Origin of the sequence: Phenylobacterium sp., assembly GCF_046290725.1 — a bacterium.
GTDB lineage: Bacteria > Pseudomonadota > Alphaproteobacteria > Caulobacterales > Caulobacteraceae > Phenylobacterium.
This window is the reverse complement of record NZ_JBKBUH010000001.1, coordinates 523,242-545,405: the sequence shown is the minus strand read 5'-3', so window position 1 is coordinate 545,405 and position 22,164 is coordinate 523,242. Positions and strand designations below refer to the sequence as shown.

20 protein-coding genes and 2 tRNA genes are annotated in these 22,164 nt (G+C 68.9%); 11 read left to right on the top strand and 11 right to left on the bottom strand.

The features are described from left to right. The first annotated feature begins 28 nt into the window (after nt 1-28). Entirely contained in the window at nt 29-1,156 is a 1,128-nt protein-coding gene (locus ACK41C_RS02925) for a WD40/YVTN/BNR-like repeat-containing protein (RefSeq protein ID WP_409650305.1), read from the top strand. After that, nucleotides 1,153-1,416 (top strand): MoaD/ThiS family protein, encoded by a 264-nt coding sequence (locus ACK41C_RS02920; RefSeq protein ID WP_409650303.1) that lies wholly within the window; start codon nt 1,153-1,155, stop codon nt 1,414-1,416. The genes ACK41C_RS02925 and ACK41C_RS02920 overlap by 4 nt, the downstream gene beginning before the upstream one ends. Before the next feature lie 16 nt (nt 1,417-1,432). On the opposite strand, the gene ACK41C_RS02915 is transcribed toward ACK41C_RS02920, so the two are convergent. From ACK41C_RS02915 to ACK41C_RS02905, 3 genes are all read right to left on the bottom strand, one after another. Then, nucleotides 1,433-1,822, bottom strand: coding sequence for a hypothetical protein (locus ACK41C_RS02915; RefSeq protein ID WP_409650301.1), 390 nt, complete (start codon nt 1,820-1,822; stop codon nt 1,433-1,435). A 71-nt stretch (nt 1,823-1,893) separates the two neighbouring features. Next, nucleotides 1,894-3,468, bottom strand: coding sequence for a phosphoglycerate dehydrogenase (gene serA / locus ACK41C_RS02910; RefSeq protein ID WP_409650298.1), 1,575 nt, complete (start codon nt 3,466-3,468; stop codon nt 1,894-1,896). A gap of 86 nt (nt 3,469-3,554) precedes the next feature. Further along, nucleotides 3,555-4,739, bottom strand: coding sequence for a phosphoserine transaminase (locus ACK41C_RS02905; RefSeq protein ID WP_409650295.1), 1,185 nt, complete (start codon nt 4,737-4,739; stop codon nt 3,555-3,557). Nucleotides 4,740-4,899: 160 nt separating this feature from the next. On the opposite strand from ACK41C_RS02905, the gene ACK41C_RS02900 reads away from it, so the two are divergent. Then, the gene (locus ACK41C_RS02900) at nt 4,900-5,793 is read left to right on the top strand and encodes a DMT family transporter (protein ID WP_409650292.1); all 894 of its coding nucleotides are present in this window, start codon (nt 4,900-4,902) and stop codon (nt 5,791-5,793) included. Here ACK41C_RS02900 and ACK41C_RS02895 read toward each other — a convergent pair. Beyond that, entirely contained in the window at nt 5,771-6,247 is a 477-nt protein-coding gene (locus ACK41C_RS02895) for a hypothetical protein (protein ID WP_409650289.1), read from the bottom strand. The two genes, ACK41C_RS02900 and ACK41C_RS02895, sit on opposite strands and share 23 nt — an antisense overlap. Nucleotides 6,248-6,312: 65 nt before the next feature. After that, a complete protein-coding gene (locus ACK41C_RS02890) occupies nt 6,313-6,648 on the bottom strand; it encodes a hypothetical protein (RefSeq protein ID WP_409650286.1) in 336 nt (111 codons plus the stop codon). Nucleotides 6,649-6,928: 280 nt separating this feature from the next. On the opposite strand from ACK41C_RS02890, the gene ACK41C_RS02885 reads away from it, so the two are divergent. Next, complete coding sequence (locus ACK41C_RS02885; protein ID WP_409650283.1) at nt 6,929-8,755, top strand: ATP-binding protein; 1,827 nt, start codon at nt 6,929-6,931, stop codon at nt 8,753-8,755. On the opposite strand, the gene ACK41C_RS02880 is transcribed toward ACK41C_RS02885, so the two are convergent. Continuing rightward, a complete protein-coding gene (locus ACK41C_RS02880) occupies nt 8,752-9,534 on the bottom strand; it encodes an enoyl-CoA hydratase/isomerase family protein (RefSeq protein WP_409650280.1) in 783 nt (260 codons plus the stop codon). The two genes, ACK41C_RS02885 and ACK41C_RS02880, sit on opposite strands and share 4 nt — an antisense overlap. Further along, a complete protein-coding gene (locus ACK41C_RS02875; protein WP_409650277.1) occupies nt 9,531-10,697 on the bottom strand; it encodes an acyl-CoA dehydrogenase family protein in 1,167 nt (388 codons plus the stop codon). The genes ACK41C_RS02880 and ACK41C_RS02875 overlap by 4 nt, the downstream gene beginning before the upstream one ends. 71 nt (nt 10,698-10,768) lie before the next feature. Here ACK41C_RS02875 and ACK41C_RS02870 point away from each other — a divergent pair, with 71 nt between their 5' ends. Beyond that, nucleotides 10,769-11,989, top strand: coding sequence for a CaiB/BaiF CoA transferase family protein (locus tag ACK41C_RS02870; protein ID WP_409650274.1), 1,221 nt, complete (start codon nt 10,769-10,771; stop codon nt 11,987-11,989). A 104-nt stretch (nt 11,990-12,093) separates the two neighbouring features. On the opposite strand, the gene ACK41C_RS02865 is transcribed toward ACK41C_RS02870, so the two are convergent. From ACK41C_RS02865 to ACK41C_RS02855, 3 genes are all read right to left on the bottom strand, one after another. Beyond that, the gene (locus ACK41C_RS02865; RefSeq protein WP_409650271.1) at nt 12,094-12,510 is read right to left on the bottom strand and encodes a Zn-ribbon domain-containing OB-fold protein; all 417 of its coding nucleotides are present in this window, start codon (nt 12,508-12,510) and stop codon (nt 12,094-12,096) included. A 2-nt stretch (nt 12,511-12,512) separates the two neighbouring features. Beyond that, the gene (locus ACK41C_RS02860) at nt 12,513-13,703 is read right to left on the bottom strand and encodes a thiolase domain-containing protein (protein ID WP_409650268.1); all 1,191 of its coding nucleotides are present in this window, start codon (nt 13,701-13,703) and stop codon (nt 12,513-12,515) included. Nucleotides 13,704-13,800: 97 nt separating this feature from the next. Beyond that, complete coding sequence (locus ACK41C_RS02855) at nt 13,801-14,703, bottom strand: N-formylglutamate amidohydrolase (protein WP_409650265.1); 903 nt, start codon at nt 14,701-14,703, stop codon at nt 13,801-13,803. A gap of 135 nt (nt 14,704-14,838) precedes the next feature. Between ACK41C_RS02855 and cpdR the strand changes: the two genes are divergently transcribed. From cpdR to ACK41C_RS02840, 3 genes are all read left to right on the top strand, one after another. After that, a complete protein-coding gene (gene cpdR / locus ACK41C_RS02850) occupies nt 14,839-15,198 on the top strand; it encodes a cell cycle two-component system response regulator CpdR (protein ID WP_409650262.1) in 360 nt (119 codons plus the stop codon). 72 nt (nt 15,199-15,270) lie between these two features. Further along, a tRNA-Val gene (locus tag ACK41C_RS02845) sits at nt 15,271-15,345 on the top strand. 884 nt (nt 15,346-16,229) lie between these two features. Then, the gene (locus tag ACK41C_RS02840) at nt 16,230-18,695 is read left to right on the top strand and encodes an ATP-binding protein (RefSeq protein ID WP_409650259.1); all 2,466 of its coding nucleotides are present in this window, start codon (nt 16,230-16,232) and stop codon (nt 18,693-18,695) included. Between the two features lie 405 nt (nt 18,696-19,100). On the opposite strand, the gene ACK41C_RS02835 is transcribed toward ACK41C_RS02840, so the two are convergent. After that, nucleotides 19,101-19,289 (bottom strand): hypothetical protein, encoded by a 189-nt coding sequence (locus ACK41C_RS02835; protein WP_409650257.1) that lies wholly within the window; start codon nt 19,287-19,289, stop codon nt 19,101-19,103. Nucleotides 19,290-19,734: 445 nt separating this feature from the next. Between ACK41C_RS02835 and ACK41C_RS02830 the strand changes: the two genes are divergently transcribed. The 3 genes from ACK41C_RS02830 (at nt 19,735) to ACK41C_RS02820 (ending at nt 21,973) form a co-directional block, all read left to right on the top strand. Next, complete coding sequence (locus tag ACK41C_RS02830; RefSeq protein ID WP_409650255.1) at nt 19,735-20,202, top strand: hypothetical protein; 468 nt, start codon at nt 19,735-19,737, stop codon at nt 20,200-20,202. A 220-nt stretch (nt 20,203-20,422) separates the two neighbouring features. Then, nucleotides 20,423-20,505 (top strand) — tRNA-Ser (locus tag ACK41C_RS02825). 262 nt (nt 20,506-20,767) lie between these two features. Further along, nucleotides 20,768-21,973 (top strand): MFS transporter, encoded by a 1,206-nt coding sequence (locus ACK41C_RS02820; RefSeq protein WP_409650252.1) that lies wholly within the window; start codon nt 20,768-20,770, stop codon nt 21,971-21,973. Nucleotides 21,974-22,164: the final 191 nt, after the last annotated feature.

The following is a 22,164-nucleotide window of genomic DNA, read 5'->3' as shown; positions in this document are numbered from 1 at the left end:
CTTGTCCTCGCAGCGGAGGGAGAGGCGCATGACCGACGCCGTCCAGCTTCTCGTCGGCACCCGCAAGGGGGCCTGGATCTATCGCAGCGATGGAAGCCGACAAGCCTGGTCCGTGCAGGGGCCGATCTTCCTGGGCCACATCGTCAACCATCTGGTGCTCGATCCTCGGGACGGGAAGACGCTGCTGATGGCGGCGGCCACCGGCCACCTCGGCCCGACGATCTTCCGCTCTGTCGATGGGGGTGCGAACTGGGTGGAGGCCGAGCGGCCGCCCGCATTCCCCAAGGCGCCGGAGGGGGCGCCGGTCCGGGCGGTGGACCACAGCTTCTGGCTGGAACCCGGCCATGAGGACGAGCCGGGCGTCTGGTGGGCCGGAACCTCCCCGCCCGGCCTGTTCCGCAGCGCCGACGGCGGCGTCACCTGGGACAGCGTTCCCGGCTTCAACGACCATCCGATGTACTGGAAATGGTGCCCTGAGGACGGCGGCACGCCCGACGGGGCCCTGCTCAATCAGATCCAGATCGACCCGCGCGATCCGGCGCACATGTACATCGCCACCTCCACCGCCGGCGTGTTCGAGAGCCTGGACCAAGGCGCGAGTTGGGCGCCCCTGAACCAGGGGGTGGAGGCCAATTTCCTGCCCGATCCCTATCCCGAATATGGACAGGACGCCCACTACGTGGCCATCGCGCCGGCCATGCCCGATCGGCTGTGGCAGCAGAACCACTGCGGAATCTACCGCCTGGACCGTCCGGCGACGCGCTGGGATCGGATCGGGACCGCCATGCCGCCGGAGATCGGCGACATCGGCTTCACCATCGTGCCGCACCCGCGGGAGGCCGACACCGCCTGGGTCTTCCCGATGGACGGCACCGAGGTCTGGCCCCGCACCAGCCCCGGCGGACGACCTGCGACCTACCGGACCCGCGACGCCGGACGCAGCTGGGAGCGGCAGGATCGTGGCTTTCCCGCCGAACAGGGCTGGTTCACAGTCAAGCGCCAGGCTTTCTGCGCCGACGCGGCCGAACCGCTCGGCCTCTATCTCGGAACCACGGGGGGCGAACTCTGGATGAGCGACGACGAAGGCGGCGCGTGGCGGACGATCGCCCGCCACCTGCCGGAGATCTATTCCGTCGTCGCCGCGCCGCTTCGATGATCTCGGTCTTCGTCCCTTCCCAGCTCACCTCCTACACCGGCGGCGCCAGCCGGCTGACCGCGGCGGGGGGAACGGTGGAGGAGGTGCTGAGCGACCTCGACGCGCGGTTTCCGGGGCTGAAGTTCCGGGTGGTCGACGAACAGGACCGGATCCGCCGCCACATGCGCATCTTCCGAAACGGCGAGCGCGCCCGCGATCTTGGTCTTCCGGTGACCGAGGGCGACGAGGTGCTGATCTTCGGGGCCCTGTCGGGCGGTTAGAGCGCGTTCCGTCGGCTCATAGGGTTTCCCCGGCGATCGACCGGCTGAGCTTCTTCGGGGCGATGGCCACATAGCTCTGCCGGATCCAGGCCTCCAGGGTGTCCAGCTCCGCCAGGACGTCGTCCACGGGGCCGAAGTGCGCGATCACCCAGTCGTGCTGCTTGTACCAGCCCCGGCTCTCGCGGACGAAGGGGAGGTCCGCGACCATCTCCACCGAGATCGGCAGCTTGACGGTGACGGTCAGTTGGTCGAGCGGCTGATTCTTGTCGCCGAAGATGGCGAACATCCGGTTGTTCACCCGCAGCACGCGGGTGAAGGCCCAGCCTGGCCCAACCGTGGCGGCCGGCAGGGTCAGCCCATAGGCGGTGAGCGCCTCTTCCGCCTCCTGATGCGGCGTCTTGGACATCGGAGCCTCCCTTGCGGAGGCGAGGTTGCGCGAGGCCGCGCCACCCGGCAAGGCGGCGCGGCCCCACTCATTCAGAACCGCAGGATGCGGGCTTCCTTCACGTGCGGCAGGGCGCGGATCCTGGCCAGCAGGCCTTCGGTCGGGTCCTGGTCGACGCCCACGAGGGCGATGGCGTCCTCGCCGGCCGAGACCCGGCCGAGGTTGAAGGTGGCGATATTGACCTGCGCCTCGGCCAGCAGGGCGCCGAGCGCGCCGATGAAGCCCGGCTTATCCAGGTTGTTCACGTAGAGCATGGTGGGCGCGAAGGGCGCGTCCAGGTCCATGCCCTTGACCTCCACCACCCGCGGCGCGCCGGCCAGCACCGAGCCGGCGAAGGAGCGCTTGCCGAGCGCCGTGGTGACGGTGATCCGCACCAGGTTCTCATAGATGGGGCTGTCTTCCTGCTTGCTCTCCGAGACGGTGATCCCGCGCTCCTTGGCCACGGCCGGGGCGGAGACCATGTTCACCTCCTCCAGCATCGGGCGCATGACGCCGGCGAGCGCCGCGGCGGTGAGCGGGCGGGTGTTCAGCTGGGCGACCTGGCCTTCATAGGCGATGTCGATGGCCTTGATCTCCACATCGACCATCTGGCCGGCGAAGGCGCCGAGCTTTTCGGCCAGGGCCACGAACGGTTTCAGCTTCGGCGCCTCTTCGGCAGTGACCGAGGGGCTGTTCAGCGCGTTGGTCACCGCGCCGGTCAGCAGGTAGTCGCTCATCTGCTCGGCCACCTGCAGGGCCACGTTCTCCTGGGCCTCCAGGGTCGAGGCGCCCAGGTGCGGGGTGGCGATGAAGTTCTCCGCGCCGAAGAGCGGGTTCTCCTTGGCCGGCTCCTCGACGAAGACGTCGAAGGCCGCGCCGCCCACATGGCCCTCGTCCAGCAGCTTGCGCAGGGCCGCCTCGTCCACCAGGCCGCCGCGGGCGCAGTTAACGATCAGCACGCCCTTCTTGGTCTTGGCCAGGTTCTCGGCCGACAGGATGTTGCGGGTCTTGTCGGTGAGCGGCGTGTGCAGGGTGATGACGTCGGCGCGGGCCAGCAGCTCGTCCAGCTCCACCTTCTCCACCCCGATTTCCACGGCGCGCTCGGCCGAGAGGAAGGGGTCGTAGGCCACGACCTTCATCTTGAGGCCGTTGGCCCGGTCGGCGACGATTCCGCCGATATTGCCGGCGCCGATCAGGCCCAGCGTCTTGGCGTAGAGCTCCACGCCCATGAAGCGGTTCTTCTCCCACTTGCCGGCCTGGGTGGAGACGTCGGCGGCGGGGAGCTGGCGGGCCAGGGCGAACATCATGGCGATGGCGTGTTCGGCGGTGGTGATCGAGTTGCCGAAGGGGGTGTTCATCACCACGATCCCCTTGGCCGTGGCGGCGGGGATGTCGACATTGTCCACGCCGATGCCGGCGCGGCCGATGACTTTCAGGTTTTTGGCGGCGGCGATCACGTCCTTGTCGGCCTTGGTGGCCGAGCGGACGGCCAGGCCGTCATAGTCGCCGATGATCTTGAGGAGCTCGTCCTTTGAAAGGCCGGTCTTGACGTCGGCCTCGACGCCGCGCTGGCGGAAGATTTCCACGGCGGCGGGGCTAAGCTTGTCGGCGATGAGCACGCGGGGCATGGGGCGGGTGTCCTTGTCGGATATGGGGAGGCGCCCCCGGCCGCTGACGCGGTCCGTCGCGTCGCGACCGGGAACGGAAGGGCGGGTTAAGCCGCCTGGAGCTGGTCGAGGGTGGCGGCGAAGGCCCAGTCGAGCCACGGCGTCAGGGCGTCGACGTCGGAGGTCTCCACCGTCGCGCCGCACCAGATGCGCAGGCCGGCCGGAGCGTCCCGGTAGCCGGCGATGTCATAGGCGACGCCTTCCTTTTCCAGCGCTGCGGCCAGCTTCTTGGCGAAGTCGGCCTGGGCGTCGTCGGAAAGGGCGGTGACCCGCGGATCCACCACCTTCAGGCAGACCGAGGTGTTGGAGCGGATCGCCCGGTCCTCGGCGAGGAAGGCGACCCAGGGGGTCTTCTCCACCCAGTCCTCGAGCACGGCGAGATTGGCGTCGGCGCGACGCTTCATCTCGGCCAGGCCGCCGATGCGTTCGGCCCACTTCAGGGCGTCCACCGCGTCCTCCACCGCCAGCATGGACGGGGTGTTGATGGTCGAGCCCTCGAAGATCTCGAGATTGACCTTGCCGCCCTTGGTCATGCGGAAGAGCTTGGGCATCGGCCAGGCGGGGGTGTGGCTCTCCAGGCGGGCGACGGCGCGGGGGCCGAGGATCAGGACGCCGTGGGCGGCTTCGCCTCCGAGCGCCTTCTGCCAGGAGAAGGTGACCACATCGAGCTTGGTCCAGTCGAGCGCCTGGGCGAAGGCGGCGCTGGTGGCGTCGCAGATCGTGATCCCCTCGCGGTCGGCGGCGATGAAGTCGGCGTTCGGCACGCGCACGCCGGAGGTGGTGCCGTTCCAGGTAAAGACCAGGTCGGCGTCCTTGCGGACCTTGGCGAGGTCCGGCAGCTGGCCATAGGGCGCGTCCAGCACCTCGGCCGGCAGCTTCAGCTGCTTGGTCACGTCGGTGACCCAGTCCTTGCCGAAGCTCTCGAAAGCGAGCAGCTGCACGGGCTTCGGCCCCAGCATGGACCACATCGCCATTTCAACGGCGCCCGTGTCCGAGCCCGGCACGATGCCGATCAGGAAGTCCTCAGGAACCTCCAGCACCTCGCGGGTACGGTCGATCGCCTCCTTGAGACGCGCCTTGCCCAGCTTGGACCGGTGCGAGCGGCCCAGCACGGCGTTCTGAATGGCTTCGGGATTCCATCCGGGGCGCTTGGCGCAGGGGCCGGACGAAAATTCGGCGCGAGCCGGGCGCATGGCCGGCTTCGGCAGGGTGTTCATAGCGATGTCTCCCATCCTTACAGATGGGCTGCGCCCCGTTGGGGGGGCGTGGCCCGGCGCGGAGAAACTCTGGTTTGGCGTCCGACGCAAGCGAAAGTTTTCGAAACCTGGTTTGAGCGGAGCTGACAGCCCTGCCCCTTGGCGGCCCGACCGGAGCGTGATCTGAGGCGGTTGCATGAACCGTCCGCAGCCCATCGACTGGCTCGTCATGGCCTTCCTGGTGGTGGCCTGGGGCTCGGCCTTCGCGCTCCTGAAGATCGCCGTAGAGCACATCGAGCCCGTCTGGAACGCGGCCCTGCGGCTCTGGGTCGCGGTCGCGACCCTGGCGGCCGTGCTGCTGGCCCGCCGCGAGCGGCTGCCGCCGATCCGCCACCGCGCCTGGCGGTTCTACGCCCTGACCGGCCTGGTCGGCATGGCGGTTCCCTTCGTGCTCTTCGCCTACGCGGCCCAGACCCTGCCCTCGGCGGTGAACGCCATGTGCAACAGCGCCTCGCCGATCTTCACCGCGGTGCTGGCGCACCTGTTCGTCGCCGGCGACCGGCTGAGCTTCCAGCGGGCGGCCGGCGTCGCGGTGGGATTTGCAGGCCTCGCCCTGCTGCTGGCCCCGAAGCTGGCCGGCGGCGCCAGCCTCGAAAGCCTGGCCATGGCCGCGGCGATCGGGGCGGCTGGGCTCTATGCGGTGGCCAACGTCGTCACCAAGAACGCGCCGTCGGTGCCGGCCGTCTCCGGCGCCCTGATGCTGGCCCTGTGGGCGGCGATCTACGCCACGGCCATGGCGCTGGCCATGTCGCCGCTTCCGGCCTGGCCGCCGGCGCCGGCGCTCGCGGCGGTGATCGGGCAGGGCGTGTTTCCCGCAGGCCTGGCCACCATCGGCTGGGTGTTCCTGATCCAGAGGCGAGGACCGCTGTTCGTATCCCTGTCGATCTACATGGCGCCGGTCTGGGCGACGGCGCTGGGCGTCTGGCTGCTGGAGGAGCGACCGAGTTGGACGGCCTTCGCCGCCCTGGCTCTGATCCTGGCTGGCGTGGCCCTGGCGACCTTCGAGCCTAGAGCGCGAGCGTCGGCCTAGAGGCCTCGGCCGTCCGCAGGGCGCGGCGCTGCTCGCGCCAGGACATCGCCGTCCCCAGCGCCAGGCAGCCGAGGATGGCGTAGAGATTCACGTTGTTGATCAGCAGATAGAGCATGTCGATCGGTCGGCCGGTGACCAGGTAGAAGGAGTGCAGGCTGAACTGCACCGCCTGGAACAGCAGCGCGCCGCCGAGCCAGAGGCTCGCATAGCGCATGGCGACGACCAGCAGCCCCACCGCGGTGAGGCCGTCTCCAACCAGTTGGACGAGGGGCATCCAGGGCGCGAAGCTGGGCGGCAGAAGACGGCCGAATTCCCAAAGCAGCGCAAAGAACAGGATCAGCAGGGCGCCATAGCGCTCCGCAGGGCCGCCCTTCCAGATGGCCAGGCCGCACGTCCCCAGCAAGAGGACGATAAAGACGGCCCAGAAGGCCACATGGATGGATATGTGCGGCATAGTTCGCGCCCCTAACCGGGATTAGGGGCGCGAACCAGTTAAACTATTGCAACCTGATGAGCGGCTCAGCCGACTTCGCGCATCTCGGTCGTGTTGTTGTGGCGCAGGAAGTTCGGCTTCATGTAGCCGTTCATCTTCGTGCGCACGCCGAGGCGGAGTTGGGCCTCGGCCAGCTCGTTGTGCACGCCGACCATGGCCGAGCGGGCTTCGCTGAGGGCCTTGATGGCTTCCATCAGCTTCACTTGAGCCTCGTCGGCGAAGACGAGAGAGACCTTCACGTCCTGCCGGGCCTTCAGAAGGTCCGCCATGAACTCGGTGGCTTCGACCATAGCTTGATCCACGGCCGCCTCGGTCGAGAACAGCTTGGTCGCCACGCGCTGAGCGACAAACGCTTTTTCCATTACGAACCCTCCACGGGAATGCTTAACGCATATTAAGCTAAACTAAAGGTTAAGCTCCGCCAAATGGAATCATAGGCCGTTAACCGCGACAATCGCGCGCAGAGGTTGTTGTTGTGTCCTTTGGGTCACGGTTTCGCGCCCAGGCTGTGTCGCCGGAAGCGAACCGTTAGGGAGTGACCGCTAGGCTTGGACCTCGGATCCGACCTCGAGCGCCATGACCGACCTGTCCGCAAGAACCGGTGAACGGCATCACGCGACCTTTCATGCGCGCGTGGCGAGCGTGGCCCTCGTCACGACCGTGGCGGTCCTGGTGGCCGCCTGTCTCACCTTTATGCTTCAGCAGTGGGCGGTGGCCCGCGAGCAGAGCCATCAGGGCCATCTGGCGCTGGTGGAGATCGGCGCGCGCATGACCGCCCCGGCGGTTGCGGCGGGCGATTCCGAGCGCGCGGACGCCTTCGTCGCAGGCTTCTCCCGGGCGCCGCGGGTGGTCGCGGCGCGTGTCACCGGCCGCGATGGGCGCGCCGTCGCCGACTATGCGAGCGCCGACGAGGTCGCCCGCCGCGACGCCGAGACCTTCCGCGCGCCGCTGGTGCACGAGGGGCGGACGATCGGGGAGCTGACCCTGGTGGTCAACAGGCCCCGCCTGACCACCCTGTTGCCGCAGTTCGTGGCCTTGACCGGGGCGCTCTTCTTCGGGGGCGTGGGCGTGGCCCTGTTCCTGGCCCGGGGGCTCGCCTCGCGCGTGATCGCGCCGGTGCAGAAGCTGTCGGAAGCCATGCACGAGGTCGCCGCCAGCGGTCGGTTCGAGCCTGTCGAGGTGCAGGCCCACGACGCGCTGTTCCGCTCCTTGAGCGACTCCTTCAACCATCTGCTCGAGAAGCTGGACGAACGCGAACGCGCCCTGCAGCGCACCCTGGGCGAGCTGGTGGAGGCGCGCGACGCCGCCAACGCCGCCAATGTGCTCAAGTCCCAGTTCCTGGCCAATATGAGCCACGAGATCCGCACGCCGCTGAACGGCGTGCTGGCCATGGCCGAGGTGATGTCCATGGGCGAGCTGGCGCCGGTTCAGCGCGAGCGGCTGGACGTGATCCGCCAGTCCGGCGGCCTGCTGCTGGCGGTGCTGAACGACGTGCTGGACCTGTCGAAGATCGAGGCGGGCAAGCTGACCCTGCTGGTGGACGACTTCGACCTAGAGGCGGTCGTCGAGCCGACCCGCAAGGCCTTCGCCGTCGTGGCCGAACAGAAGGGCCTCGCCTTCGCTATCGAGGTGAGCGAGGCCGCCGCCGGCGCCTGGCGCGGCGACGCCGACCGCATTCGCCAGATCCTGGGCAATCTCGTCTCCAACGCGGTGAAGTTCACCTTGCAGGGCGAGGTGAAGGCCGCCTTCGAGGTGTCCGCCGACGGCGCGCTGAAGCTGACCGTGCGCGACACCGGCGTCGGCATCGCCCTGGAGAAACAGGCGGTGCTGTTCGAGAAGTTCATCCAGGCCGACAACACCGCCACCCGCCGGTTCGGCGGCACGGGCCTGGGCCTGGCCATCTGCCGCGAGCTGACCCAGATGATGGGCGGGTCGATCTCGGTCGACAGCCGCGAGGGCGAGGGCTCGGTCTTTTCCGTCGAGCTGCCCCTGGAGCGCGGCGAGGCCGCGCCGAAGCGCGCGGCCGAGACGGAGGAAGCCGCCCCGGCCGAGGAGGGCGCACTGCGCATCCTCGCCGCCGAGGACAATCCCACCAATCAGCAGGTGCTCTCGGCCGTCATGGGCGCGCTGGGTCTCGAGGTGGAGATCGTCGCCGACGGCAAGCAGGCCTTTGAGGCCTGGCGCGCGGGCGCCTACGACCTGATCCTGATGGACATCCAGATGCCGGTCATGGACGGCATCGCCTCGGCCCGGTCGATCCGGGCGGCGGAGGCCGAAGCCGGGCGGCCGCGGACGCCGATCATAGCGCTCACGGCCAACGCCCTGTCGCACCAGGTGGAGGAATACCTCGCCGCCGGCATGGACGGCCATGTCGCCAAGCCGATCGAGATCGCCAAGCTCTATGACGCTATCGCCCGCACCCTGAGCGAGGCCGCGGTCGGGGCGAGCGCGGCCAGCGCGGCCGCCTAACGGCCCATGAAGCGGCCCGGCCGCCGCTCCTGCACCGCGCGCACGCCCTCGGCGAAATCCTCCGTCGCCCGAAGGATCGATTGCTGCTCGTGCTCGTGGCCGGTCTGCGCGCGCACCGCGGCGGCGAGTTCGCCGCGCAGGGTCTTGCGTGTGGCGGCGACAGCCAGCGGCGCGTTCTCGGCAATCTCGGCGGCGAGGGTTCGTGCGGCCGAGCGCAGGTCTTCCAGCGGCGACACCTGATCCACCAGGCCCCAGGAGAGGGCTTCCTCGGCCTTCACGCGCCGTCCGGTCAGGAACATCAGGCTCGCCCTCTGATGGCCGATGAGGCGAGGCAGGGTGTGGGTCAGGCCGAAGCCCGGATGGAAACCCAGCTTGACGAAATTGGCCGAGAACCGCGCCTCGGGCGCCGCCACCCGGAAATCGGCCACCAGGGCCAGGCCTAGCCCTGCGCCGACGGCCGCGCCCTGCACGGCCGCGACGATGGGCTTGGCCGTCGAGAACAGCCGCACCGCCTGATCGTAGAGGGGCGCGATGCCTTGCATGCCCGATCCGCCGATGCCGTCTGAGGAGACGAGGTCGGCGCCAGCGCAGAACGGCTTGCCGTTGGAGGCCAGAACAATGGCCCGGCAGTCCTGGTCCCGATCCAGCGCCTCCAGGGCGTCGGCCAGGTCGCGCATCAGCTCCACCGAAACGTGGTTGTTCGGCGGCCGGTCGAACACCACGGTCGCGACGTGGTCCGAAAGCTCGACCGTGATGTGGTCGCCGTAAGCCGTCTTCATCGTCTGGTTCCCATAAGGTTGCGGGCGATGACCATCCGATGCACTTCGGACGGCCCGTCATAGATGCGCATGTTGCGAACGCTGGCCGCGAGCAGCTGCAGGGGCATTTCCTTGGTCATGCCCATGGCGCCGAAGGCCTGCATGGCGTGGTCGACGATCTCCCAGGCCATTTCGGTGCCGAAGACCTTCACCATCGAGATTTCCTGGCGGACGTCGCGGCCTTGGTCCAGCTTCCAGGCGCAGTCGTAGACCATCAGGCGACAGGCGTGGATCTTCATCGCGGCGTCCGCCGCCCACCACTGCACCGCCTGGCGGTCGGAAAGCGGCTGACCGAAGGTGACGCGCTGGGGCGCGTATTCGCACATCATGTCCAGGGCCCGCTGGGCGATGCCGATGCACCAGGAGGCCATCTCCAGCCGCCGCGTGCCCAGCCGCACCTGCATGGGGGCGAAGCCCTGGCCTTCCGTCCCCAGAAGCTTCCAGCCAGGGACGCGGCAGTCCTCCAGCGCCACCTCGTAGGTGAAGGCCCCGCCGATCATCGGGATGCGCCGCAAGACCTTGAAGCCGGGATTGTCGCGGTCGACCAGAAAGGCCGACATGCCGCCGCGGGCGCCCTTCTCCTTGTCGGTGACCGCCATGACGATGGTGAAGTCGGCCTCCGCCGCCCGGCTCGTCCAGATTTTGCGGCCGTTGATGACCCAGTCCTCGCCGTCGCGCTCGGCGCGGGTGGTCATGCCCGCGGGATCGGCGCCGGCGCCGGGCTCGGAGATGCCGATGGCGCTGATCGTCTCGCCGCGCGCGTAGGGGGCCAGATAAGCCTCCCGCTGACGGTCGGTCACCGTCGCCATCAACATCCGCAGGTTCGGCGAGTCCGGCGGCAGGGTGTAGGGCGTGATCGTCGAGCCGAGAGCCTCGTTCACGCCCACCAGCGCCACCTGGGGCAAGTCGGCGCCGCCGACGTCCTCCGGCGCGTCCAGCCCCCAGAGGCCGAGCGACCGGGAGACCTCGTCGATCTTCGCCCGCTCCTCCGCCGTCAGCACGGCCCCCTGGCCCGAAGCCTCGCGCGCGAGGACGGCCGGCTCCAGCGGCGCCAGGTGGTCCTTCACGAACCGCTGGGCCAACTCCTTGAGCATCCGGTGCTCGTCGGAAAGCGCGAAGTCCACTAGCCCTCCCCAAGGTCAATCGGCGAATTTGCGCGATCATAGCCGTGCGAAGCGGAGAGGGGAGAGATGACGTGACGGAAGTAAAGCAGCTGGCCGAGACGGCGACCGGGCCAATGACGGGCGTGCGGATCCTGGACACCACCAGCGTGGTGTTCGGCGCCTATGCGACCCAGATGCTCGGCGACCAAGGCGCCGAGGTGATCAAGCTGGAAGACCCCGGCTCCGGCCGCGGCGACGGCGGCGACATCATGCGCTGGGCCGGCCACGTGCCGCAGGACTGCCCGCGCGACCTGGGCCCCATCTTCCTGACCATCAACCGCAACAAGCGCTCGGTGCTGATCGACCTCAAGGACCCGAAGATGCGGCCGGCGCTGGAGCGGCTGATCAAGTCCTGCGACGTCTTCGCCACCTCCATCCGCTACGAGGGCCTGAAGCGCCTGGGTCTGTCCTACGAGGACGTGAAGGCGCTGCGACCCGACGTCGTCTACGTGCATGCCGCCGGCTACGGTTCGGAAGGCCCCTATGCGGGGGAGCCGGCCTATGACGACCTGATCCAGTCGGCCTCAGGCCTGGCGGACATCCTGCCGCGAACGGACGGCAATCCGGCGCCGCGCATCCTGCCGACCCTGGTGGCCGACAAGGTCTCGGGCCTCTTCATGGCCCAGGCGATCACCGCCGGCGTCTTCGCCCGCGAGCGGACCGGCGAGGGCCAGTTCATCGAGGTGCCGATGCTGGAATGCGTCACCAGCTTCACCCTGGTGGAGCACCTCTACGACCACGCCTTCGAGCCGCCGATCGGCCAGTGGGGCTATCAGCGCGTGGTCAACCCGCACCGCAAGCCGTATCCCACCAAGGACGGCTACATCGGCCTGCTGCCCTATACCGACCGACAGTGGGACCAGTTCTTCCAGGTCGCCGGCTGGGGCGAGACCTTCGGCAAGGATCCTCGGTTCTCCGACTACGCGACGCGGGCCAAGCACATCCACGAGCTCTACGCCCTGGTGGAGACCGTGACGGCCACGCGCACCACCCAGGAATGGCTGGATCTGCTCAAGCCGCTGTCGATCCCGGTGGTGCGCACAAACCGCCTGGACGACCTGCCGGAGGATCCTCACCTGAAGGCGGTGGGCTTCTTCGAGACCTACGACCATCCCCACGCCGGGCCCTACAACGCCATGAAGCCGCCGGTGAAGTTCACGGGTACGCCGTCGAACATCCGCAGGCATCCGCCTCGGCTTGGCGAGAACACCGCCGAGGTGCTGGCCGAGGTGTCTGAGGGCGAAGAGGCGTAGCGCCTGGCGGGTGGCGGTGATCGGGGCGTCCGGCATCCGCACCTACGCGCCGATCCACCTCCCCCAGACCGCGCGGCGCTGGGGGAGGATATGATCGGAGCCGATCAGGCCGGACCGAACACCGGCGCCGGCGGGCCGCCCTGGGTGGGCTGGAATCTCACCTTCACCCGCATGCCGATGGAGATCTCCTCCGGCGTCATGTCGACGAAGTTGGTCAGCATGGCCGGGCCTTCGTCCAGCTTCACGTAGCCGATGGCGTAGGGGCCGGTCGGCGCGCGGCGCATGACGCTGAAGGTGTAGATCGTCCCTTCGCCGGGGCTCTCTTCCCACACGGTGTCGCCCGACAGGCAGAAGGGGCAGACGGCGCGCGGATACCAATGGGCCTGGCCGCAGCCCTTGCAGCGCTTGATCAGGAACCGGCCCTCGGCGGCCGCATCCCAGAAGGGCTTGCTCTCCACCGTCACCGCCGGCGGCGGGATTTCGCGGGTCATGGTCGCGGGACGGTCTTGGACGTCGGTCATGTTCAGGCCTCCCGTTCCATGATGAGGGTCGCAGCGCCGTGGCGGGTGCCGAGCGAGCCGCCGGTGCCGTGGGCCAGGGCGAGATCGCAGTTGGCGACCTGCACCTTGGGATGAGCCTCGCCGCGCAGCTGGCGGACGGCTTCGATCACCTTGGTGATGCCGCCGCGGTTGGTGGGGTGATTGTTGCAGAGGCCGCCGCCGTCGGTGTTGAAAGGCAAGCGTCCGACGCCGGAGATCAGATTGCCGTCGGCGACGAACTTGCCGCCCTCGCCCTTCCTGCAGAAGCCGAGGTCCTCCAGCTGCATCAGCACGGTGATGGTGAAGCTGTCGTAGATCGAGGCGTACTTGATGTCGGCCGGCGTCACCCCGGCTTCCTCGAAAGCGATGGGCCCCGACCAGACCGCGCCGGAGTGGGTGAGGTCGAGGTCGTGACCGCCCAGCGGTCCCTTCGGCGCCTCGCCCGCGCCGATCACCTTCACCTTCGGCCGGTTCAGGCTCTTCGCCACCTCCGGAGAGGTGACGATGAGGGCGCCGCCGCCGTCGGTGACGACGCAGCAGTCCAGCAGGTGCAGCGGGTCGGCGATCATGCGGGAGTTCACCACCTCCTCGACCGTGACCACGTTCTTCAGGAAGGCGTGCTCGTTGTACTGGGCGTGGTGGCTGGCGGCGACCTTGATCCAGGCCAGCTGTTCGCTGGTGGTGCCGTACTCGTACATGTGCCGCATGGCGCACATGCCATAGGTGTTGTGGGTGGTGCCGCCGTAGATGTTCTCGAAGCCCGCTTCCGGGGGGCCGTCGGAGAGCTGGCCCGGCTTGCCGCCGCCGAAGCCGCCGCGTCCGCCCTGGCCCTGCCGCGGCCGGCCCGCCAGGGTGACCAGCGCCACGGTGCACTTGCCCTCGGCGATCGCCTGGGCCGCGTGGCCCACGTGCAGCAGGTAGGACGAGCCGCCCGTCTCGGTGGAGTCCATGTGCCGGACGTTCTTCAGGCCCATGTAATCGACCATCGACATGGCCCCGAAGCCCGGCGCGTCGCCGGCGCAGAAATAGCCGTCGATGTCGTCCTTGGTGAGCCCGGCGTCCTCCAGGGCGCCCTTGGCGCATTCGGCGTGGAGCTGGGGGGTGGACTTGTCGGGCGCGTCGCGGAGCGGATGCTCGTAGGCGCCCATCAGGTAGGCCTTGCCCTTGATGCTCATATCCCCTTCCTGAAATGGCTTAGATGAATGCCGTCGGGCTTAGCGCGCCGGACGGGACGTGTCATGTGGCGCGTGCAGGCGCCGCCGTGGCGGAGCGCTATTTCAGCCCGTTCCAGTCCGCCCCGGCCAGCCGGCGGGTCAGCGCCGTCAGGTCCGCCTGCAGGCGCGCGAAGCCGGCGGTGGGGCTGAGCACAGCCTCGTCCAAATAGAGGGCGCGGCTGATCTCGATCTGCAGAGCGTGGGTCCGGCGGCCGGGCCGACCGTAGTGTTCGGTGGTGTAGCCGCCGGCATAGGGGGCGTTGCGCGCGACGCGGTAGCCCATCTCCTCCAGGGCCCGCTCGACGCGCTGGGTGACCACGCCGGCGCACGCCGCGCCGAAGCGGTCGCCCAGCACTATGTCGCAGGCGCCGTCCCGCCCGCCGATCCGGGCCGCCGCCGCCGGCATGGAGTGCCAGTCGATCAGGATCGCATAGCCGTGGGCGGCGTGGGCCTCTCCGATCAGGCGGGCGAGGGCGGCGTGATAGGGGGCGTGCGCGCCTTCGATCCGCCGCTTGGCCTCGGCGAAGGTGAGCTTGCGAGCGTAGATTTCCTGACCTTCGGAGACCACGCGGGCGATGGTCCCCAGGCCCGCCGCCACCCGGGCGGTGCGGGCGCGGGCGAAGTCCGGCAGCTCGTCGGCGAACATCGCCGGGTCGAGCTCGAAGGCGTCGCGGTTCAGGTCGATATACGCCCGCGCCAGGTTGGCGCGGATGACGGCGACGCCCAGCTCCGGCGCCTCGGCGATCAGCTCGTCGACGAAAGCGTCTTCGGAACGGCGGATAGCGAGCGCATCGAGCGCCGCGGCCGCCATCATGTCCTCTGGATAGAAGCGGCCTGAGTGGGGGGAGGCGAAAACCAGCGGCGTCGGCGGGGGCTCGCCTTCGGGCGCGGCGCGGCGCAACTCAAACGGCGGGACCGCGGGTGCGGCGTCCGTCGCGGCGATGGGCTCCCATGCGGTCATCGGCTTCATATGAGGGCGCGTCTGCGCGGCGGTCAAACGGATCGGAGGCGCAAGGGGCCTGCGGCTCGATGGTTCATCGCGGATTTACGTCTGCGTCGCTAAATTGAAGGCTTACTCGCCAGACCGACGGACGCCATGCCCCGCATCCTGCTTGCCGAAGACGACGATTCCCTGCGCGGATTCCTCACCCGGGCCCTGGAGCGCGCCGGCTATGAGGTGACCGCCTGCGCCGACGGCGACCAGGCGGCCGCGGCGCTGGACCGCGATTGGGACCTGCTGCTGACCGACATCGTCATGCCCGGCATGGACGGCATCGAGGTGGCGCGCCTGGCCGCCGCCCGTCAGCCGGGCCTGCGCATCATGTTCATCACCGGCTTCGCCGCCGTCGCCCTGGCCGCCGGCGAAGCGGCTCCGCCCGGGGCCAAGGTGCTGTCCAAGCCCATCCACCTGCGGGAGATCGTCTCGGAGGTGGAGCGGATGATGGCCGCGGCCTGACGACGCTTGCACGGCGCCCGCCGCGCCGTTATACCGCCGCCTCCCGTCCCCGCGAGGGGAGCCGGCCCGGTCGGACGCGTAGCTCAGCGGGAGAGCACTACGTTGACATCGTAGGGGTCGCTGGTTCGATCCCAGCCGCGTCCACCATCCTTCCTCAATAAAATCAACCACTTACCGGGTGCCGAGATCGGCATCGAGGCCTGCTGACACCCTTTTTCTTTGTTTGGGGGGCAGTAGGGGGGCATTGGATGCGGAACAACCTGCGACAATCTGCACCAACATCCTCTGGGCAGTTTGTGGTCCGAACCCACGAGGGAGCTCGTGGCTGCTCTCGAGTTCAGAGCCTACAGCGTCAACGCGCAGGGCCGTCTCAAGGTGGGGCCCGGTAACCCCTGGAGCGAGCGCGCCCTGGCGCCGGGGCTGGCCGTCATCCAACGCGCCACCAACGCGCTGGATGTGGCCCGCTCTTGGTGGCGGCCGGCCGGCCAAACGTGAACTGGCGGCTCTGGAACGGCGGGGCCGGCGGTTCAAGGCGCCGCCTCAGGAGCTTCGGCAGACGGCTCCTGAAGCGGCTTTCGAGGGCCATCTGGGCGGCGCCTCCCGACGCCAGCTGCATGGCTCCAGCGTGACCTGCTTGATGGCTTCCCGGCCCTGATTCTGTCCGATCGGCGAGGGCGGAGCGTTGGGCGAGGCCTCTGGCCTCTGGCCGGCCCGACGCGACGAACCAAATGTTTCACGCCGCGTTAGCTTGGCTGCACCGGAACCCGATGCAGCGCGACGCTTCGGCGTCCAGGATGGGCGGGCGGGGGACGATCGCGCCTCCGCATCGCCACGAGTTCGTATGGAGTAGGGGGGGCATGGCGCACGCGGACCACTCACCGCAGGGCAGTCCTGCGCCGGGTCATATCCGGCCGTCGCTCAGCGAGCGATTGGCTGCCGCCGATTGGGGAGCGACCAGCTGCGGGTCGCCTACGGCTTGGCCGGAGGCGCTTCGCCACGCCGTCGGACTCATTCAGCGGTCCGGCTTTCCGATGTTCGTGGTCTGGGGGCCGGAGCGGACATTCCTTTACAACGACGCCTACGCGCCGATCCTTGGGGCCCGGCATCCCGAGGGTTTCGCGCGACCGTTCTTTTCGGTGTGGCCCGAGGTCGAAGAGGTCATCGCCCCGGTCATCGACGCCGCCTTCGCTGGGCAGGAAAGCTTCTTCGAAGACCTCGAGGTCACCTTGACGCGCTCCGGCGCGCCCGAGCAGGCCTGGTTCACCTTCTCCTACAGCCCGATCATCGACGAACGGGGAGCCATTCCCGGCGGCCTCTGCGTCTGCGTGGAGACCACTGCGAGTGTGCGGGCGCGCGGGACCGCTACACGCGAGCAGGAGCGCGCCGCAGAACAGGCTCATGTCCTGGAGGTGCTGAACGCCACCGGCGCCGCGCTGTCCGCCGAGCTCGACCTCGACCGGATCGTGCAGATGGTCACCGACGCCGGCGTCGATATCACCGGCGCACAGTTCGGGGCCTTCTTCTACAACGTCTACGACGAGCAAGGCGGCAGTCTCCTGCTCTACAGCCTCTCCGGCGCGCCTAAGGAGGCGTTCTCCCAGTTCCCCCACCCCCGCGCGACGGAGGTCTTCGGACCGACGTTCAGGGGCGAAGGCGTGATCCGCTCCGACGACATCACCCAGGACCCCCGCTATGGCCGCAACGCCCCCAACAAGGGCATGCCGTCCGGGCACCTGCCGGTCCGCAGCTACCTGGCGGTTCCCGTCACCTCGCGCTCCGGCGAGGTGATCGGCGGGCTGTTCTTCGGTCACTCGACGCCGGGCGTCTTCAGCGACACGGTCGAAACCCTGATGCTCGGTCTCGCGGGCCAGGCTGCAATCGCCATCGACAACGCCCGGCTCTATCAGGCCGCCCAGTCGGAGATCGCGCGGCGGCAGCGGATCGAGGATCAGCTGCGCGAGTTCAACGAGACACTCGAGTTGAAGGTCGAGGAGCGGACCCGCGAGCGTGACCGCATCTTCCAGCTCTCCAGCGACCTCTTCGCGATCGCCGGCTTCGACGGAACGCTGAGAGCGGTGAACCCGGCGTGGGAGCGGCTCCTGGGCTACAGTCAGGAGGAGCTCCTGTCCCGACCGTTCGCAGAGATCATCCACCCCGACGACCACGCCAGCGCGGCGGCAGTGGTGGCCGCCCTGTCGCGAGGCGACCCGGCGATCTCATACGAGGACCGCCTGGTCCGCGCGGATGGCTCGCCGGTGACGGTCTCCTGGACCGCGGTGCCGGAGGGCGATGTCTTCTACGCCGTCGGCCGCGACGTGACCGTCGAACGCGAGCGCGAGGAGCAACTGCGGCAGGCGCAAAAGATGGAAGCCATCGGCCAGCTGACCGGCGGCATCGCCCACGACTTCAACAACCTGCTGACCGGCATCCTCGGCTCCCTGGAACTGATGCAGTCGCGCATCCGCCAGGGACGGACCGCCGACGTCGAGCGCTTCGCCACGGCGGCCACCACTGCCGCCAACCGCGCCGCGGCCCTGACCCACCGCCTGCTCGCCTTCTCGCGCCGGCAGCCGATCGATCCGAAGCCGATCGACGCCAATCGGCTGGTGAGCTCGATGGAGGACCTGCTCCGCCGCACCATTGGCGAGGCGATTTCGCTCGAAATCGTCACGGCGGCGGGCCTATGGATCACCCGCTGCGACGCCAACCAGCTCGAAAGCGCGATCCTGAACCTCGCCATCAATGCGCGCGACGCGATGCCGGACGGCGGCCGGATCACGATCGAGACCTGCAACGCCCACCTGGACAGCGCCTACGCGGCCCGGCAGCGCGAGGTGCGGCCGGGGCAGTACGTCTGCATCTGCGTGACCGACACCGGAACCGGCATGCCGCCGGACGTGCTTAGCCGCGCGTTCGACCCATTCTACACCACCAAGCCCATCGGCCAGGGCACGGGGCTGGGCCTGTCGATGGTCTATGGTTTCGCTCGCCAGTCCGATGGCTACGCGAAGATCTACAGCGAGCCGGGCGACGGCACGACGGTCAAGCTCTACCTGCCTCGCTTCCGCGGAAAGGCCGGCGAGGACGAAGCGCACGATCTCGACGTCGTCGAGGACCTCCGCACCCACGAGGGCGAGGTGGTGGTGGTCGTCGAGGACGAACAGGCGGTGCGGGACCTTGTCGTCGAGGTCCTTCGGGAACTCGGATATCAGACCGTCGAGGCGGCGGACGGCCTCGAGGGCCTCAAGCTGGTGCAGAGCCTGTCCAGGATCGATCTCCTCGTGACCGATGTCGGTTTGCCCGGCCTGAATGGGCGCCAGCTGGCGGACGCCGCCCGCGAAAGTCGCCCCCAGCTCAAGGTGCTGTTCATGACCGGATACGCCGAGAACGCGGCCGTCAGCCGGGGCTTTCTGGACGCTGGGATGGCGCTCATCACTAAGCCCTTCCCAGTCCAGACTCTGGCCGCACGCATCCGCGCCATGATCGAGGAAGCCTGAGCGGCGCGCGGCAGGGCTTAGACCGCCAACCCCATGTCGGACGGTTCCGCCGCCAAACGGGGATCGTGTTTCTGACCGGCACGGCCGACGGAGAACTGCCGCATCGGGCCCAGGCAGACGTCCGGGCGCTTGCAGCCGCTATCCGCCTGCAATAGCAGCAGCAGTCTCCCGAGCGAGCCCCGCAGGCCCGGTCGCGCGCGGTCGGGCCTAGGGCCGATCCTGCGCGCCGGGCCCTTCAAGGCCGCCGCGGGCCGCGCCGCGTATCAGCCGAGCCATCGCCGTTCCCGCCTCGAACAGGAGCCGGCATTGACGAAACCCAGGTTTGTGGCCGCCTTCCGGCGTGTGGCGCTCGCCCCCGACGCCGAGTAGGCCCCAGCATGCGGCGCCCGGCGCGGGTCACGCGGCTTAGACCGGCCGCAGCTCGCCCCACGGTTCCTGCACCAGGACTTGTACGGGGCCGCCGGACGCATCCGCCTGCCGCGCAAGGCGCAGGGCGGCCTCTTCCGCATCCACCCTGTAGCCGAAATGGCGCCACCGTCCGTTCGGACCGAACACGCACCAGCCGTCTCGATGGCGCAGGACCGCAAGCGTCAAAGCGGCTCGGAGTTTAACGGCTGGCCCTGGCATCAAGGCTGGCTCCCCTTGGCGGTACGCGCGCAAAGCTTTGTGCTTGAGGTCCGCCAGGACCTCCTGACGCACGGCGAGGGGCCTCGCGCGACTGACGGACGTCGATTGTCATCTCGACGGCCGTCCGGAGCGTCCAACAGACGTTCTGGGCGCCCCGTCCGCGGGGTGACCGCATGCGCCTCCTCCCCGAGGGGCTTACGCGGGCCGAAGGGGCGGTGCGATTAACTAGATTAGGCGCGCGCCATTTTGTTGGACCGCACGCTGCGGCGCCCCTGCGCCACGGTGCTGCACTCGATCGGCGTCAGCTTGGAACCGGTCATGCGCATCGCCGCGCCACAGCCCGGACAGGCGCCGGCCTGGCGCTCCGCGCCGTCCCACAGAACAATCACACCCTGCGCATGGTGAATTCGCCTTGAGACCTGGCGGCCTCAGAAGCCAGGAACGTCCATCTTTCGCTGCAGACGATGCGACGCTGGAGCGCCCTCGTCGGCCGCTCAAGGAGCGCTGGCGAGCCGAGTGCGAACAGATTCACGTCCATGTGGTGGTCACGGCCAACACCGGCCTCCGACCCGACGAAGCTTCGCGCCTTCAGTACCGGGACGTCAGCATCATCAACGACGAGGCGACGGGGCAGCGCATTCTCGAGATCAAGGTGCGAGGAAAGCGCGGCACGGGCTACTGCAAGAGCATGCCGGAGGCCGTTCCCGCAGTCGAGAGGCTGTCGGAGCGCAGCGCCCTCGATCCCAGCATCCCGATTTTCGGCAAAGTGCAGCGGCAATTCCTGAACAGGGTCCTCGACGAACTCGGGCTGAAGCGAGATCGGGAAGGAATCTGCGCACGGCCTATAGCCTGCGCCACACCTACATCTGCCTGCGGCTGATGGAGGGCGCCGACATCTATCAAGTGGCGAAGAACTGTCCGACGAGCGTCGACATGATCGAAAAGGTCTACGCCTCTCACATCAAGACTCGCCTCGATGCGGCGGCTATCAATGTGCCAAGGCCTCAGCCCGGAAGGCACCTTCCGGCTCTCAGGTCGCGGGCGAACGCTCCAGCGACCACCTGGCGAACGCCATCCTGGACGATAGATGGATCGCCGCGGCGGGCGTGGCGAAATGGTAGACGCTGCGGATTCGAAATCCGCAGCGAGAGACGTGTCGGTTCGAGTCCGACCGCCCGCACCATCACCCTTCGAAACATTCTAGACATCCGACATGGTCGGGAGCGACCTTCAGAAGGTCAGCTTCCGAGCCCGAGGGAAGGGTTGCGGCCTGATTGCGTGCAGCGTCGTCACCCTAGACAAACAGGCTCCGCCAGGCGGCGCGGTGGGTAAGCCAGTGGACAACAGCTGAAGCGCCGTCGCTCCCTCGCGGCCAGACCTCTCGGCTTCCCCCGCCTCGCCCTCGACTGTACTGAGCACCGGGCGTCCCCACCTGAAGGCTCCTCGTGTTCCAGGCGTACTTCGCGTTCATCGCCTCCAACTGGCGAGGCCTGCTCTTCGGCGCCGCCCTGATGGGGCTCTCAAGCTTCGGGCAGACCTACTATGTCGCCCTGTTCGGGCAGCACTTCCGGGCCGCCTTCGACCTCTCCGACGGCGGCCTTGGCGCGCTTTACGCGTTCGGCACCGTCGCCAGCGCGCTCACCCTCACCTGGGTCGGCCGGCTGCTCGATCGCACGACGGTGCGGACCTATAGTTGGATGACGGCCGCGCTGCTGAGCATCGCCTGCCTCGCCGTGGCCGCGGCGCCGGGGGCGCTGTTCCTAGCCGCGGGCTTCTACCTGCTGCGCCTGGGCGGCCAGGGGCTGATGGTCCACACCGCGCTCACGGCCACGGCGCGGGCGTTCCCGGCCGAGTCGGGGCGCGCGCTCGGCATTGTCGCCCTGGGCTTCACGCTGGCCCAGGCGGTGTTCCCAGCCCTGGCCGTCGCCCTGATCGCCGCCTTCGGCTGGCGCGGGGCGTGGGCGTTGAGCGCAGGCCTGGTCCTGGCCGGCATGGCCCTCGCCACCCGCTTCCTGCCGCCCCGGCCCGCCGAGGTGGCCGACCTGGCTGAGCGGACCGCCGCACTGGCGCAAGCCAAGAGCGCGCCGCTGTGGCGCGACCGCCGGCTGCACGTCACGATGCCCGCGATCCTGGCGGCGCCGTTCTTCGGAACTGGCTTCTTTTTCCACCAGGCCCGGCTCGTGACCGAGAAGGGCTGGACCTTGGAGTGGCTCGCCGGGTGGTTCGCCGCCTTCGCGGCGGTGCAGGCGATCACCTATGTGGGCATTGGCCCGGTGATCGATCGCCTCGGACCGCGCCGGCTCCTGCCGGTCTTCCTGGCGCCCTTCGCGCTGGGCCTGTTCGCGCTCGCGGTCTCCGACTCTCCGTGGGTCGCGCCGGTCTACCTGGTGCTGTCCGGCGTCTCCTCGGCCATCGCAGGCACCTTGGCCACCGCGCTCTGGGTCCAGCTCTATGGACCGGAGCGGCTTGCCGGCGTGCGATCGACCGTCGAGGCGGCCCTGGTGATCGCCAGCGGAGCGTCCCCGATCCTGATGGGCGTGCTCATCGACCGCGGAATCCCCTTGAGCGCACAGGCGGGCGGCGCGATCCTCTACATGCTTGCGGCGAGCCTCTTGGCGGCGCGCATCCCCGGGGCCAAGCGGGAGGGCTAGCGCGGAGCGCCAACGCCGATCCAGGCTTCCCAGCCCCCATCGGACACCCTATGCTTGACGGGCTTGGCGCCGGGCCGGGCACTGCCCCGCCAAGTCACAGCGGCTCCCCAGCTGCTTCCGCCCCGAGACTTGTCCGCCCTGTGACCCCGAGCGGACATCGCAGCCCTCATCCGATGAGGGGCGTGGCGTGA